Genomic DNA, 15,480 nt, shown 5'->3' on the forward strand with positions numbered 1-15,480 from the left:
GTCGAGGATCATGCACGCGCGCTTTGCCTGATCGCGGTAACCGGACGCCCCGGCGAGAGCTATAATGTCGGCGGCAATGCTGAGCGCACCAATCTCGATGTGGTGCGCGCGATCTGCGGCCTGGTCGACAGCCTCGCCCCCGACACCGCTATCGGCCCGCGCGACACCCTGATCCGGTTTGTCGCCGACCGGCCCGGCCATGACCGTCGCTATGCGATCGACGCTTCAAAGATCGCCCGCGAGCTCAGCTGGAGCCCGCAGGAGAGCTTTGAGAGCGGGCTGGAGAAGACCGTTCGCTGGTATCTCGCCAATCCGGATTGGTGGGGCCGCATCCGCAACGGGCTTTATCGCGGCGAGAGGCTCGGCCTCTCGTGAATGAAGCGCCGATCCTGCTTTTTGGCGCCGGCGGTCAGCTTGGCCGCGAGTTGACGGCGCTGGCGCATGAGCGTGGCGTTCCGCTCGTCGGGCTGGCGCGGGCTGACGGCGACATCACGGACCGTGCGGCTGTGGCAAGGGCCTTGAAGACCCATCGCCCCGGCCTCGTGGTCAATGCTGCGGCCTTTACGGCGGTGGACCGGGCCGAGAGCGAGACGGTCGCCGCCTTCTCCGCCAATGCGGAAGGGCCCGCCATTCTTGCCGAGGCGACGGCCGAAGCCCGCATTCCGCTCCTCCATGTTTCGACGGACTACGTCTTCGACGGCAGCAAACCCGGGCCTTATGTCGAGAGCGACCCCGTCGCGCCGCTCGGTGCCTATGGTGCGAGCAAGAGCGAAGGAGAGGTCTGCATCCGGGCCCTGCAGCCGCACCATGTCATCCTGCGCACCGCCTGGGTCTACGGCGTCCATGGCGCAAACTTCCTGAAGACCATGCTGCGGCTTGCCGCAGAACGCGATGTCCTGCGCGTTGTCGCCGACCAACGCGGTTCTCCAACCGCGACACGCGACCTTGCCGAGGCGATCCTCGCCGTCCGCGCTGCGCTGATGGCCGGCGCCGAGCCCTGGGGCACCTACCATGTTGCCGGGCAGGGCGAGACGACCTGGCATGGCTTCGCCAGCGCCATCATTGCCGAGCAGGCCCGTTTCACCGGGCGGAGCCCGATCGTGGACGCGATCACGACTGCGGAATTCCCGACACCGGCGCGCCGTCCTGCCAATTCGGTGCTTGATTCCGCCCGGTTCGCCGCGATCTTTGGCTATCGCGCAAAGCCGTGGCAGGAACGCATGCGGGAGGTCGTGGCCACGTTGATGGCGCAGAGGGTACCATGAAGGGCAGCTGGCTGAACTGGCGAAGCTGACGGGCAAATCGAGCTACGGGCGGTATCTGGCAAAACTGCTCTGATCGCGGGCCTTCCTGCTCATGAGGATATGGAAATCGTTATGACCTGGTCGGCACGGCAGTACACGAAATTCGAGGATGAGCGGACCCGCCCGGTTCGCGATCTGCTTGCCCAGGTCCCGACGGACGCCGTGGCAAGCGCGGTCGATATCGGTTGCGGTCCCGGCAACTCGACCGAGCTTCTGCTGGCGCGTTTCCCCGACGCCGCGATCAGCGGGATGGATAGCTCTTCCGACATGATCGCGGCCGCCCGCAGGCGCCTGCCGGCGATCCCGTTCGAGGTTGCCGATATCGCCTCATGGCAGCCGGCCGCCMCCTATGACGTGATCCTGTCGAACGCCGTGCTGCAATGGCTGCCCGATCACGAAGTCCTGATGCCATCACTCATGGCCAAGCTTGCGCCGGGCGGCACGCTCGCCGTGCAGATGCCGGATAATCTCGACGAACCGGCCCATGTGCTGATGCGTGAGGTTGCCGCTGACGGGACCTGGGCCGGCAAGCTCGCCCCAGCGCTGCAGACGCGCGCGGCGCGCCATGGCGCTGACTGGTATTATCGGGCGCTGCGCGGCGGCACGACAAGGCTCGATATCTGGCGCACGACCTATCATCATCCACTCGCGGGCGGGGCTTCGGCGGTGGTCGAGTGGTTCAAGGGCGCCGCCTTGCGTCCGCTGCTCGATCTGCTCGACGAGGCCGAGCGCGAAGCCTTCCTCGCACGCTATCAGGGTCTCATTGCGCAGGCTTACCCCGCGATGCCGGATGGCACCGTGCTGCTGCCCTTCCCGCGGCTGTTCATCGTCGCGACACGCTAAAGCATCGGCCCGAAAAGTGGATTGCGGTTTTCGGGCAAGCCGATGCACTCACAGATGGTTAGATCACGTTTTCTGCATTTGGATAAAAGTGTCCAAATGCAGAAAACGTGATCGATTCTAATGGTTTAGAGCATGCTCTATGCGAAAACCGTTGCCATATTTCGCAGAATGCTCTGAGGCGCGAACGGCCCCTTACGCGTAGCGCATCGCAACTGCGCTGTGCATCCGCCGCAGCGCGGCGATGTCCAGTCCGGGCACGGCACCGTCGACAACCCGCCAACGCCCCGCGACCATGACACGATCGGCCCGGTTCGCGCCGCACAGCACCAGCGCTKCGACGGGATCATGCGCGCCGKAGAAGCGCAGCTCGTCGAGCCGGTACAGTGCCAGATCCGCCTGCATGCCGGGCGCGATCCGCCCGATATCGGAGCGCCCGAGGCATCGTGCCGAGCCTTCCGTCGCCCAGCGGATCACGTCGCGCGCAGTCACGGCGCTGGCACTCTTGTAGTGCAACCGGTTGATCAGCAGGGCGTGGCGCAGCTCTTCCATCAGGTTCGAGCCGTCATTGGAGGCTGAGCCGTCGACGCCGAGGCCGAGCGGCGAGCCGGCGGCCTCGAGTTCGCGTGTCCGGCAGAAACCGGAGGCGAGCACGCCGTTCGAGGTCGGGCAATGGCAGATGCCGACGCCGGCCCGGCCCAGCCGCTCGCATTCCTCGCAGGAGAAATGGATGCCATGCGCCAGCCAGGTCTTCGGCCGCATCCAGCCGGCATCCTCCAGAAGGTCGAGCGGGCGCTTGCCGTAGACCTGGAGGCAATAGGCCTCCTCATCCTGCGTCTCGGCGAGATGGGTGTGCAGCGGAGCATCGAAGCGCGCGGCGAGTTCAGCCGATTTCGCCATCAGCGMAGGCGTCACCGAGAAGGGAGAGCAGGGCGCCAGCGCGATCTGGATCATGCTGCCTGGCTTTGGATCATGGAACAGCGAGAGCACGCGCTCACTGTCGGCCAGGATCGTCTCCTCGTCCTGCACCACAGCATCCGGCGGCAGCCCACCATCCTTCTGCGACAGATTCATCGAGCCGCGCGAGACAGTCATGCGGATGCCGAGCGCGCGCGCCTCGTCGACCGCGATATCGACCGCGCTCTCCAGCCCTTTGGGGAAGAGATAATGGTGATCTGCCGCTGTGGTACAGCCGGAGAGCAGCAATTCGGTGAGTGCGACCCGCACTGCGAGCCTGAGATCGTCGGGCGTCAGCCGGGCCCAGAGCGGGTAGAGCGCCTTCAACCAGGGAAAGAGCTCACGGTCGATCGCGGCCGGATGGGCGCGTGTCAGCGTCTGGTAGAAATGGTGATGCGTGTTGATCAGCCCGGGCAGCACGACATGATCGGAGGCATCGAATGTCTCGTCGACCGGCTGTGCCGGAGCGCTGCCGGCGGCCAGCAGTTCGACGATGGCGCCATGCTCGACCACCACGCCGCCGCCGGCGTCCGCGGCGACGATGCCGAGCGGGTTCCTGATCCAGAGGCGCATGGCCGCTCCTTGCGAACGAGGCGTGGACGTCGCTCTTCAGTAGTGGAAGGCGGCAGAGGCGAGGAATAGACCGAACGTCTTCCGGCACATCAAGGGGGCGGGCGCAGACGGCCTATGTCGGCTTTCGACAGGCGAAGGGCAGGAATGTGCTCGAGAGTCCTCCGTTGAGGGACATCAGAACAAGGATATTAGCCAGCTCAAGCTCCTTTCCGCTGCGTGGGCAGACGTCTGCCTGCGCCGTGCAGTTGGTCGCAAGGAAGGCATCGTGCCGGGCGAGGAATTCGTCGCTCAGTCCTGTCTTTCCCCGCTTGGCGATGGCCGCACCATAGGCCTCCTTGTACCGAACGCATTTCTGCGTGGTCCAATCGACGTCGCGTTGGGCCTGCGCCGCGGCCTTGGGAGCTGCGCCCATGATCGTGGCCGACAAGGCGATCGCGGTCGCAGCTCGTCTTGAAAGAGAAGGCTTCATCGCATTCATGATTCCGAGATTCCCTGCCCAGGTCGATGACCTTGGGGGGGCAATTGGGGCGTTCCTGCGGCGTCGGATTCATGATGCCTTGGTACAGTCAATGCCAGGCGGCCGGCGTCGGCACGTGCGGACGAGAAGTMGGCGGCGCGCCGCGCTTCTCCTTGACGCCGCTGTCTTGATCCGCCATCGCTCCGGCGCATTCTGAACGGAGACCGACGATGAGCCTGACCGATCTCGCCGCCACCATCGATGCCGCCTGGGAAAACCGGGCAGAGATCGGCGTCAGCACCAAAGGGGCGGTGCGCGATGCCGTCGAGCAGGCCATCGAGATGATCGATTCCGGCCAGGCCCGCGTTGCCGAAAAACTGGGCGGCGAATGGGTGACGCATCAGTGGCTCAAGAAGGCCGTGCTGCTCTCCTTCCGTCTCAACGACAACAAGATCATCGCAGGGGGCCCGGGCGAGGGGGTGTTCTGGGACAAGGTTCCCTCGAAATTCGAGGGCTGGGGCGAGAATCGCTTCCGCGCCGCCGGTTTCCGCGTCGTGCCGCCGGCCGCCGTGCGCCGCGGCGCCTTCATCGCGCCGAACGTCGTGCTGATGCCGTCATATGTGAATATCGGCGCCTATGTCGATTCAGGCACCATGGTCGACACCTGGGCGACCGTCGGCTCCTGCGCGCAGATCGGCAAGAACGTGCACCTGTCTGGCGGCGTCGGCATCGGCGGTGTGCTTGAGCCGCTTCAGGCCAACCCGACCATCATCGAGGACAACTGCTTCGTCGGTGCCCGCTCCGAGGTGGTCGAGGGCGTGATCGTGGGCGAGGGTTCGGTGATCTCGATGGGCGTCTTCATCTCGGCCTCGACCAAGATCATCGATCGCGCCACCGGTCAGGTCCATATCGGCAAGGTGCCGCCCTATTCGGTGGTGGTGTCCGGGTCGCTTCCCGGCAAGCCGCTGAATGATGGAACGCCGGGCCCCTCGCTCTACTGCGCCGTGATCGTCAAGACGGTCGATGCCCAGACCCGCGCCAAGACCGGAATCAAYGAGCTGCTGCGGGACTGATACGCGCTGAGACCCCGGCAGAGGCATAGCGCAGCCGGGGTCCTCGTCAGCGGTAACGAATGGATCCCGGGCCTCGCTCTGGCTGCCCGGGATGACGTCGCCTCAAGGGTGTGCTTCAGCCCACGGGCGAGGGTGCTTCGCCGGCCGTCGGGGTTGCTGTCGCGCCGGGCGTCGAAGGATGTTCGACCGCCMCAGGTGAAGCCGAGATCGCGTCGCGCAGGGCTTGTTCGCGGGTGTGGTCGAGCGATGTCTTCAGCACCACGCCACCCGTGCCCTTGATCGCTTCCAGCACCTTGTCGCCGGTCATCTTGCGGATCAGCAGGAAGAGCGCGGCGTTGCCCGGCTGCAGGCTGGTCGAGAGTTCCTTCATGAAACCGTCATTGACACCGTAATCGGTCAACGCACCACCGAGTGCGCCGGACGCCGCGCCGATTGCAGCGCCGAACACCGGCATCAGGAAGATCGCGCCGATCAGCAGGCCCCAGAAGCTGCCCGAGACCGCCCCGAGCGCGGTGGTGTTCATGAGCTGGTTCAGTTTGATCTTGCCGCCCTCATGCATGACCGCGATCGCCGCGTCGCCGAGCTCGATCAGGTATTCCTTCTGCAGGGAGATGACTTTCTGGCGCATCTCCTCGGCCTTGGCCTCGGTCGGGTATACGATGACGACGAGATCGGACATGGGGCTCTCCTTTGGCGGGCAAACTCAACCTGCCGCGCGGCTGTGACAGAGTTGCGGCAATGCGAGATTGCGCTCCGGTTTAGCCTGCCGGCAACCCCGCCGGTTTGATGCTCGTCAAACGCGGACGAGGATGCTTGTCCCGCCCTATTCGCCTGCGATTTCCTTCGCAGCCTCGATGGCGCGGCCGCGCAGCGGCATTTCCTTCATCCTGAACAGGAAGAACAGGGCCAGTGCAAAGCCCGCGAACGTCGCTGCGAAGACATATTGGAACAGCATGATCATGGTGGCGCGGTCCGCCGTTCCGCTCCGTAGGGTCTCGGCCGTAACACCCGAGCCTGCCCCGATGCCGCCGAGGACGATCGCTCCGAATACGGCGACGATCAGCGCCCCGCCGATCTGGCGAAAGAAGTTCGCCGTCGCCGTCGTCGTGCCGAGCTGGTGCGGCTGGACGGCATTCTGGATCGAGACGGTGGCGACCGGCAGCAAGGTGCCGAAGCCGAGGCTGATTACCGCCAGCACGATACCGAAGGGGATGAGCGACATCCGGCCGGCGAAGGCGATCAGCAATGCGGTACCGATCAGGGCGATGCAAAGTCCTGCAACCGGTACGCGCTTGTAGTGCTTGAGGAGGGTCATTGCCCGTCCCGATGCGGTCGCGCCGATGACGGTGCCGCAGGTCAGCGGGATCAATCCCATGCCGGAATTGGCGGCCGAGAGCCCGGCGACCGTCTCGAAATAGAGCGGCAGATAGATGGTGAGCCCGATGAAGGTGCCCATGCCGAAGCCGGCGGCGATCGTGCCCATCCGCACCACCGGATTGGCCAGGATCGCGAGCGGGATCAGCGGCTCCTCTGCGGTCTTGAGACGCATGGCGAATGCGATCCAGAGCAGTGCCGACAGGCCGACCAGCCCGAGGATCGGCGCCGAGGCCCATGGATAATGCACGCCACCCCAGGAGAGCGCGAGCAGCAGCGTCACCGTTGCGCTCGTCATCAGCCCGGCGCCGAGGAAATCGAGTTTGTGCGGTCGCTCATGCCGCGGCAGGCGCTTCAGCGCCTTGTCGGTCATCAGGTAGGCGAAGAGCCCGAGCGGCAGGTTGATCCAGAAGATCACCGACCAATGCAGCGCCTCGGAGATCACCCCGCCGAGCACCGGTCCGAGCAGCGAGGAGGAGAAGAAGACGCTGGCGATATAGACCTGATATTTGCCGCGCTCCTTCGGCGGCACCATGTCGCCGATGATGGTCTGCGCCATCGAGATCAGCCCGCCGCCACCGAGCCCCTGGACGAAGCGCGCCACCACCAACAGCCAGAGGGACGATGCCAGTGCGCAGGCAACCGAGCCGACGATGAAGATCACGATGCCGGCGAGCAGCGTTACCCGCCGCCCATGGATGTCGGCGACCTTGCCGTAGAGCGGCGTCACCGCGGTCGAAGCCAGCAGATAGGAGGTCACGACCCAGGGCAGATGCGTAACGTCGCCGAGCTCGCGCCCGATCGTCGGCATGGCGGTGGCGACAATAGTCTGGTCCAGCGCGGCCAGGAACATGGCGAGCATGATGCCAATGATGATGGAGCGGATATCCGCTTCCGACAGAGCCGGCTTCTGCTCATCGGTCTCGACACGCTTGTCCATCGATCTGCAACGCCTGCCCTGTGTTTGGGGAATGGCGAACTGTAGGATTCCATTGGTCCATGCGCCAGCGGCGCGCGCGCAAGGCAGGGCTGTGAACCAGGGCGGTCACGGATTTGTGTCGTGCCGATTGCGCATAGAGAATAGGCAATGAGGTGGGCATGACCTGCGGCTGGCCTGGGACGTTGACCGCAACGGCGCTGTTCACACGGTGATGAAGGTCAAGCCGGGAGGCGACGCTGAGCGGTCGCGCAGCAGAAGCGGATTGCCCCTGCCAATCGGCCGCAAGCTCCGGCCGCCTGGCGTGCATGACGGTCATTCCAGCCAGGCCCGGCCGGTGACGGTGACAAGCGCGTGACGCCCGCCTATCGTAATATCCATGCTGCCATAGCGCCAAACATTCCGTCAGGTGGAGCTGGACGAGCCGCTCGCGAGGGCGATGCGCGCTGGCCGGGTTCGCCGCCAATCACGGTCGCCAGCTTCAGGGGCTGCGGCCGCCTCGCTGCCGTTCCCCGGACATCGCCTGTTCAGGGACGAGCATTACTCCCCCCAAAGCCCAGCCGCCGGAGACCGCACCATGTCGCATGCCCTGCAATTCTACATCGATGGCCAATGGGTCCAGCCGATGGGCAACAAGACCCTCGAGGTCATCGACCCCTCGACCGAGGAGGCCTTTGCCACCATCGCGCTCGGCACCGAGGCCGACGTCGACAAGGCGGTCGCTGCTGCACGCGCCGCCTTCCCGGCCTTTGCCGCGACGTCGAAGGCGGAACGCCTCGCCCTGATGCGCCGCCTGCTCGAGGCCTACAAGGCGCGCTATGCCGATATCGCGGACGCGCTGTCGCAGGAGATGGGTGCGCCGAAGGATCTGGCGCATCGTGCACAGGCCGGAATGGGCACCGCGCATCTCGCCAAGATGATCGAGACGCTCGAGAGCTTCGAGTTCGAGGAGCTGCGCGGCACGACGCTGATCGCCAAGGAGCCGATCGGCGTCGTCGGCATGATCACGCCCTGGAACTGGCCGCTGAACCAGATCATGTGCAAGGTCGCGCCGGCTCTCGCGGCGGGCTGCACCATGGTGCTGAAGCCAAGCGAGATCGCCCCGATGAACGCGATCATCTTCGCGGAGGTCATGCACGAGGCGGGCGTGCCGAAGGGCGTGTTCAATCTCGTCAATGGCGATGGCCCGACGGTCGGCGAGGCGATTTCGCGCCATCCGCAGGTCGATATGGTCTCGTTCACCGGCTCGACCCGCGCCGGCATTCTGGTCGCCAAGGCGGCAGCCGACACCGTCAAGCGCGTGCATCAGGAACTCGGCGGCAAGTCGGCGAACATCATCCTCGACGATGCCGATCTGAGCTATGCGGTGAAGCTCGGCGTCGAGAGCGTGATGCGCAACAGCGGCCAGTCTTGCAACGCGCCGACCCGGATGTTCGTGCCGGCGGAGCTGCATGACAAGGCGGTCGCAATCGCCAAGGCAACGGCCGAGCCGCTCAAGGTCGGCGCTGCTTCGGCGGAAGGCACCTGGCTCGGGCCGGTCGTCAGCGAGACGCAGTACAACAAGATCCAGGCACTGATCGAGGCCGGCATCAAGGATGGCGCCGATCTCGTCACCGGCGGTCCGGGTCGCCCCGAGGGGCTCAATCGCGGCTATTTCGTCCGCCCGACCGTGTTCGCCAATGTCACGGACGACATGACGATCGCGCGCGAAGAGATCTTTGGGCCGGTGCTCTCGATTCTGCCCTATCGGACGGAAGAGGAGGTCGTCACCCGCGCCAATGACACGCCTTACGGGCTTGCGTCCTATGTCCAGTCCGGTTCGCTGGAACGTGCCCGCAAGGTCGCGGCGCAGATGCGCAGCGGCAATGTCTACATCAACTACCCGGCCTGGGATGCTGGCGCCCCCTTCGGTGGCTACAAGCAATCGGGCAATGGCCGTGAATATGCCGATTTCGGCCTCGAGGAATTCCTCGAGATCAAGGGCACGGTCGGCTACGCCACGGCCTGATCCGGGCGGCTTGCCGCATCCCTTCCGGTTGAGGGGATGCGGTGAAGCCAAGATGGTGGATGCGGATCGAGATCGTGTCTCGATCCCGGCAGTCGGACGACGCGGGTCTCGGCTTGCATCTGGTCGTACAGGGGCGGCTTCGGCGTCCAAGCCTCTGTGAGAGTTGCCCCGGCKAGCCCCTGTTTGCCAAAAGGGGCGTGTGCATCACTGCGCACGCCCTTTCTCGTCTCTGCGCGGCATGGAAGGCGCATTCCGCTCCCGCTGTTGAGGCCGTGCACCAATGATCCTGAGATGGCGCGCAATCGACGCGCCTCCGCAAGCAGCCGGGCAGTGAAGCGCTCGTTGGCATATGCTCTGCGGTCTTGACCCAGGGCCAACCAGTCGGGAGCGGCGTGCTGCGCTTTGGGAGAGGTTCTCGAAGATCTGCTTAGGGTGGGCTGGTTAGTAAAGGTGCCGCCGCTGAGCGCTTTCCAGGAAGTCGGTCAGACCCCGCCACTCCCGAGCATGGCGATCATGGCGACGCTTCAGTGGTAAATTTATGCGCCGTATGCAGGTTTATCTGCGCTATAAGATCACCGAGAGTGCGAAATAACATCACAATTCGCGGTTGATATATTTTCGTCGGAGAACGTGCCGTAATTGTGCGTGTCGATTATTTATCAGGATTCGAAATATTCCGGGCGCCGGACGCTTTCGACTCGATGCGGCCATGTGATGTGAATGGCTGTTCAAATTCCCGAATGAAATAGGTTACTAATTTCTTGACAATTTTATGAATTCCCTTGCGGAATGCATTTGCTATTGGGCGTTGAAGACCCAGGGGGGCGCATGCGGCCGCTACGAAGTTATCCTCGTGCCATCACGGGGCTGGCGGCCTTGTCGACGGTGAGTTGGTTTGCGCTTGGCGTGACGCCGTCACTGGCTCAAACAGCATGGCAAGGCGCTTCTCCCGACTGGCATACAGCGTCGAACTGGTCGCTGGGGGCCGTTCCAACTGGCGCTACGACAGTGACCATCGGCTCTGGCTCGCTGATTGCGCCGTCCATTACTGCTGCCGGGGCGTCCGCAAACCTGCTGCACATTGGCGCGATCGGCATGACATCATCGCTGACGGTGTCGCCCGGCGGCTCGCTCACCGCGGCCGCAACGACCGTCGCAAACCTCGCCGGAGAGGTGGGATCGGCCAACCTGATCGGCGGGGCCTGGTCCGGCGACTACCTCTATGCCGGCTACAGGGGCCAGGGCAGCTTCGCCGCTTCGGGCGGTGCGGCGGCAAATTTTGCGGCTTTCGTGACGACCGGCTCCTTCGCCGGCTCTGCCGGAACGATCACGCTCTCGGGAGCAGGGACCACCTGGTATAATGGCAACGGYCATATCGTCGGCGAATCCGGGCAAGGCACCTATCAGGTTCTCGCCGGCGCCAAGGCCGATGACCGTGCGATCACCGCCGGCTACAACGCGACGGGTGTGGGCGCGGTCACCGTCAGCGGCGYTACCTGGAATATCCGCGGCACGTTGATGGGTGGCTACGCGGGACGCGGCGATATCGTTATCTCCAATGGCAGTTCGGCTGCGGTAACGGTCAATACGAATTTCGGCGAGTTTGCGTCCGGCCGGGGTTCGCTCACCATCGATGGCGCCGGCACAAAGCTGAAGGTCGGGGGCTATTCGGTCTTTGGCATGAGCGGCCAGGGCAGTGGCCTCGTCTCGAACGGAGCTGTTGTCCAGACGAACCAGGGCATCCTCGCCTGGCAAGCTGGCTCTCGCGGCGATTTGAGAGTGACGGGCGCGAATTCCCAGTGGCTCGGCACCACCTACCTGATGGTCGGGAATCTCGGCGTCGCCGAAGCAACGATCGACAATGGCGGCACCGTGCGTATCGATGACGGCCGCGGCATGCTTGTCATCGCCAACAGTGCCGGCTCGACCGGGACCGTCAATATCGGTGCAGCGGCAGGAGCAGTCGCCCGCGCTCCCGGCTTCATCGAGGTGGCGGAAATCCGCCTCGGACGCGGCTCCGGGCGGCTCGTGTTCAACCATACCGCTTCGAATTATACGGTTGGCGCAACGATTACCGGCACTGGAGCGATCCTGCATGAAAGCGGGACCACGACCCTGAGCGGCATAAACACCTTCCGTGGGACGACGACGGTGAACGGCGGTTCGTTGATCGTGAACGGATCGCTAGCGGCCTCTTCGGGGCTGACCGTTGCGGCGGGTGCGCGGCTCGGCGGGTCCGGTCAGTTGCCCTCGACGGTGGTGAACGGCACGCTGGCGCCGGGCAATTCGCCGGGAACGCTGACGGTCAACGGCACCCTGACAATGGGCGCGGGCTCGGTCTATGAGGCCGAGATCCAGGGCGCGGTCGCAGACCGGGTCAATGTCACGGGCACCGCGAGCCTCGCAGGGACGCTCAGGTTGGTGGCACTTGGCGGCCCCTATTCCTTCACGACGCGCTATACGCTGCTCTCGGCGCAAGGCGGGCTCGGCGGGACGCGCTTCGGCACGCTCGATTCGACCGGCCCCTTCGGAGCCGGCATCGCCACCAGCCTGGCCTATACCGCAAACGACGTGATGCTGACCCTTGCGCCAAAGCCGCTGGCCGGCTTCGTCGCATCGCTCTTGAACGCCTTTTCGGTTGCCGCAGGCCTCGATCGGGCGGTGGCGGGCGGAGCCGATCCGTCGGCGCTGTTCGGCATCTACAACCTGCCGGCCGCAGCAATCCCCGGGGCGGTGAACCAGCTTTCGGGCGAGGCGCATACCGCAGCGCCGGCAATGGCGGTCTCGGCCGCCGACCAGTTCCTGCGTGCGATGCTCGATCCCTTCKCGGCGGGCCGCGGCAGCGCGGGGGCTGCTCCCGGCGAAGCCTCCTTCTCCGGCCTCGTCCGCAAGGGCGCCGACGCACCGACCGCGCCGGCTTTCCTCGATCCGCCGCCATACACCGTCTGGGGCGCAGCCTTCGGCTCGGTCGGCCGCACCGACGGATCGACCAGGGTCGGCTCGGCCAAGAGCGATCTCGACGATGCCCATCTCGCCGTCGGCGCCGATTTTCGGATCATGCCCGGCACGGTTGCGGGCTTTGCGGTCTCCGGCGGCAGCGCCCGGTCCTCGCTCGCCGGCGGTCTCGGCAAGGCCGAGGCCGATGTCTTCCAGGCCGGCCTCTACGGCACGACCCGGCTCGGGCCGGTCAATCTTGCCGCTGCCTTCGGCTATGGCCGGCTCGAGAACGAGATCAAGCGCAGTATCCCGGTGCTCGGCAGCGCATTGTCCTCGTCCTATGCCACCACCGCCTGGAGCGGCCGGCTGCAGGCGAGCGCCGCGGTGCTGTCATGGAACGGCCTGACGCTCTCGCCGCTGGCGGCGCTGCAGGCGATCCAGGCCCGCAGCCCGGGCCTGATCGAGGCGAACTGGGCCGGGGCCAATGCCGGCGCGCTGGCGCTCGCCCGGCGCAACGACATCACCTCGCGCAGCGAGCTTGGCCTGCAGCTCGATTATGCCAATAGCCTGAACGGGTTGCCAGTCGCCGGCTATCTCCGGGCGAGCTGGGCGCATTACTACCAGCGTGACGCCGGTCTCTCCGCCTCGATTGCCGGCCTGACCGGCTCAGGCTTCGCGGTCGAGGGGGCCAGGCCCGCCCGCAACAGCGCGCTGCTCGCCGCCGGGCTCGACCTCAGGCTCAGCCCCTCCGTCACGCTCGGCGCCCGGCTCGACGGCGAACTCTCCGGCTCCACCAACCGCCTCGGCGGCCAGGCCCAGGTCAGGGTCAGCTTCTAGATCATCGGACCGGATATCGTATCCAGTCCGATGATCTAACCCTTTGTCTTTGCATCGGCTTCCCCGAAAAATCCCAATCCACTTTTCGGGCCGATGCTAAGGCGCGGGCATTCCGGCCGCGTGCATGAGCTCGGTCGAATGACAGCCATCGGAGTTGCAGCCGAAGGCTGCCCGCGCTTAAACGCAGCATGCGCCAGGCCCTGCTGATCGTGGACGTGCAAGCCAGCTTTTCGCCGCCGGAATGGCTGATCCAGGGTATTGCGGCTGTCGTAGCCGGTATGCCCTCAGTCGCGACGGTCGAGAGGCATGACGAGGCGGTGACGCCTTTCGAGCGTCAGTTGGGCTGGAAACCCGGCCTGTCGGACGAGAGCCTGGTTCCCGCCGATCGCGTCTTCGTCAAGCACGGCTATCTGCCGCCGGCCGCGATGATCGACCATCTCCAAKGCATGCAGCTGGAGCGTGTGCTGGTCTGCGGCCTGCAGGCCGACACCTGCGTCCTCGCCGCCGGCTTTGCCCTCTTTGATGCCGGGCTCAGTCCGGCGCTCCTGAGTTGGTTGACCGTCGGCTCCTCCTTGGATCGTTCCGGCGAATTGGGTGTCCGGCTCTGGCGCCACCATTTCGGTGCGGTGATCCTGAGCCCTGATGAGCTTCTGGCGGGTTAGCGCGGCCTTGGCTCCGATCCGGCTCGATGTAGCATGACGAAGCATTAATGCCCGCGTCATCGAACAGATCGGCCCGCCTCCCTATGCGGAGTGTGCTCGGTGTTTCGCTTTCAGGACGCGTCGCGTGAGTGATCTGACGCGATACCGATCGCCTGGCCTCGAGTGCAGGTCGAAGCAGTGAATGCTCCCTGCGCGCGTCGTTACTCGTACCGGGAATACCCGGGCGAGGCCTCGGCCCGCGGGAGGAGGCGCCGTGATGGGGAGATAGCGGCGCCTCCTCTTCGATCGCGCATGGAGCGGTCGGCATCTCGAGGCCGGCGAGCCTGGCGGCATGACGTGTGTCGCGCTGGGCTCAGCGTCGTCCCGACTGGGGGCGCTGGGCGGCCATCACCCAAGAAAAAAGGGCCACGCCAAAGGCGCAGCCCGAAGTCTAGGGAGGAAACGCCCAAGGAGGGCGCCACAGCATCTCTGCTGCGGTGCACAGGAGATAGGGCGGCACTCTCGCGACTGCAAGAGGAAAAGGGCAGTATCGCTGCCCTTTTTTCAGGCGGCCTGCTCAGCCTTGCTGCACGGCCGCGGGATCCATCCACATCACCTCCCAGACATGGCCGTCGAGATCCTGGAAGCCGTGGCCATACATGAAGCCGTGGTCCTGCGGTTTCGCATAGGTCTTGCCGCCGGCGGCGACCGCRGCATTGACCATCGTGTCGACATCGGCGCGGCTTTCGCGCGACAGGCAGGTCAGGACCTCGGTGACCTTGGTCGCGTCGGCAATCGGCTGCGGTGCAAAGCCTGCGAATTTCTCGTGCGTCAGCAGCATTGCGAAGATGGTGTCACTGATCACCATGCAGGCGGCGGTGTCATCGGTGAATTGCGGGTTGAAGTTGAAACCGAGCGCCTTGAAGAAGGCCATGGACTTCTGCAGGTCCTTCACCGGCAGGTTGACGAAGATCATCTGGGGCATGGTCGTTCCTTGCTTGTTTTTGGTGGTGTGGGTTGGGAAACGGCCGCCGCCATAGGCGGTAGCAGTCAGGGCTGGGACAGTGCCCTGAGATCGTGCCGGAAACGGTCAGGATCCGTCCCGGGCAAGAGCGCGTCGACCTCGCGGTGGATGCGCTCCCAGGTCGGGACGGCGAGGAGGAGCAATGCATGCCCGGCTGGCTGCAATGTCAGCAGCCGGCTGCGCCGATCATCCGGATCGCTGTCGACCGAAACGAGACCGCGCCGCTCGAGCGGCTTGAGCGCCGCCGTCAGGGTGGTGCGGTCCATGGCAAGGAGGTTTGCCACCGGGCCGAGGCTCGGTGGTTGCGGGCGATTGAGCGACATCAGCAGCGAGAATTGCTGGTTCGTCAGCTCAAACGGTCGCAAAGCCTCGTCAAAGCGCCGCGCAAGTGCCCTGGCTGCCCGCTGCACATGCAGGCACAGGCAATGGTCCCGCACATGCAATGTGGTCTCGAAGGGCAGTCGGTTCTCGGCGGAAAGGGGGATGGGCTTTGACATGAAGTTTTTATGTTGATATCA

General features: G+C 65.1%; 13 protein-coding genes. 7 read left to right on the forward strand and 6 right to left on the reverse strand.

Annotated features, from left to right (window positions below):
* From AC1DJT_RS00570 to tam, 3 genes are all read left to right on the forward strand, one after another.
* The coding region (locus AC1DJT_RS00570) for a GDP-mannose 4,6-dehydratase (RefSeq protein ID WP_476833324.1) at positions 1–375 on the forward strand (375 nt) is incomplete at its 5' end.
* Positions 372–1,265, forward strand: a complete 894-nt coding sequence (gene rfbD / locus AC1DJT_RS00575; RefSeq protein ID WP_441507475.1) for a dTDP-4-dehydrorhamnose reductase — start codon at positions 372–374, stop codon at positions 1,263–1,265. The genes AC1DJT_RS00570 and rfbD, both read left to right, overlap by 4 nt.
* A 111-nt stretch (positions 1,266–1,376) precedes the next feature.
* Positions 1,377–2,147: a trans-aconitate 2-methyltransferase gene (gene tam / locus AC1DJT_RS00580; protein ID WP_476833325.1), complete on the forward strand. Its 771-nt coding sequence runs from the start codon at positions 1,377–1,379 to the stop codon at positions 2,145–2,147.
* A gap of 192 nt (positions 2,148–2,339) precedes the next feature.
* Here tam and AC1DJT_RS00585 read toward each other — a convergent pair whose 3' ends face one another.
* Positions 2,340–3,674: an 8-oxoguanine deaminase gene (locus AC1DJT_RS00585; RefSeq protein WP_476833326.1), complete on the reverse strand. Its 1,335-nt coding sequence runs from the start codon at positions 3,672–3,674 to the stop codon at positions 2,340–2,342.
* Between the two features lie 112 nt (positions 3,675–3,786).
* Positions 3,787–4,143 carry a hypothetical protein gene (locus tag AC1DJT_RS00590; protein ID WP_441507478.1) on the reverse strand — a complete coding sequence of 119 codons (357 nt, stop codon included), beginning with the start codon at positions 4,141–4,143 and terminating at the stop codon, positions 3,787–3,789.
* A 218-nt stretch (positions 4,144–4,361) separates the two neighbouring features.
* Here AC1DJT_RS00590 and dapD point away from each other — a divergent pair, with 218 nt between their 5' ends.
* Positions 4,362–5,204: a 2,3,4,5-tetrahydropyridine-2,6-dicarboxylate N-succinyltransferase gene (gene dapD / locus AC1DJT_RS00595; RefSeq protein ID WP_043242272.1), complete on the forward strand. Its 843-nt coding sequence runs from the start codon at positions 4,362–4,364 to the stop codon at positions 5,202–5,204.
* A 115-nt stretch (positions 5,205–5,319) separates the two neighbouring features.
* On the opposite strand, the gene AC1DJT_RS00600 is transcribed toward dapD, so the two are convergent.
* Together AC1DJT_RS00600 and AC1DJT_RS00605 are read right to left on the reverse strand one after the other, a co-directional pair.
* The gene (locus tag AC1DJT_RS00600; protein WP_476833327.1) at positions 5,320–5,883 is read right to left on the reverse strand and encodes a DUF1269 domain-containing protein; all 564 of its coding nucleotides are present in this window, start codon (positions 5,881–5,883) and stop codon (positions 5,320–5,322) included.
* 144 nt (positions 5,884–6,027) lie between these two features.
* Complete coding sequence (locus AC1DJT_RS00605; RefSeq protein WP_441490386.1) at positions 6,028–7,518, reverse strand: MDR family MFS transporter; 1,491 nt, start codon at positions 7,516–7,518, stop codon at positions 6,028–6,030.
* A gap of 574 nt (positions 7,519–8,092) precedes the next feature.
* Here AC1DJT_RS00605 and AC1DJT_RS00610 point away from each other — a divergent pair.
* The 3 genes from AC1DJT_RS00610 to AC1DJT_RS00620 all read left to right on the forward strand — a co-directional run bounded on the left by AC1DJT_RS00610 (position 8,093) and on the right by AC1DJT_RS00620 (position 13,959).
* Positions 8,093–9,523, forward strand: coding sequence for an aldehyde dehydrogenase family protein (locus AC1DJT_RS00610; RefSeq protein WP_441490385.1), 1,431 nt, complete (start codon positions 8,093–8,095; stop codon positions 9,521–9,523).
* Between the two features lie 1,008 nt (positions 9,524–10,531).
* Positions 10,532–13,297, forward strand: a complete 2,766-nt coding sequence (locus tag AC1DJT_RS00615; RefSeq protein WP_476833328.1) for an autotransporter outer membrane beta-barrel domain-containing protein — start codon at positions 10,532–10,534, stop codon at positions 13,295–13,297.
* Positions 13,298–13,485: 188 nt separating this feature from the next.
* Positions 13,486–13,959, forward strand: a complete 474-nt coding sequence (locus AC1DJT_RS00620; RefSeq protein WP_476833329.1) for a cysteine hydrolase family protein — start codon at positions 13,486–13,488, stop codon at positions 13,957–13,959.
* 556 nt (positions 13,960–14,515) lie between these two features.
* Here the strand turns inward: AC1DJT_RS00620 and AC1DJT_RS00625 are convergent.
* Both AC1DJT_RS00625 and AC1DJT_RS00630 read right to left on the reverse strand, forming a co-directional pair.
* A complete protein-coding gene (locus AC1DJT_RS00625) occupies positions 14,516–14,923 on the reverse strand; it encodes a VOC family protein (protein ID WP_441490382.1) in 408 nt (135 codons plus the stop codon).
* 65 nt (positions 14,924–14,988) lie between these two features.
* Complete coding sequence (locus AC1DJT_RS00630) at positions 14,989–15,459, reverse strand: MarR family winged helix-turn-helix transcriptional regulator (RefSeq protein WP_441490381.1); 471 nt, start codon at positions 15,457–15,459, stop codon at positions 14,989–14,991.
* Positions 15,460–15,480: the final 21 nt, after the last annotated feature.

The sequence above is a fragment of the Allobosea sp. 05T422_2 genome (assembly GCF_056396265.1).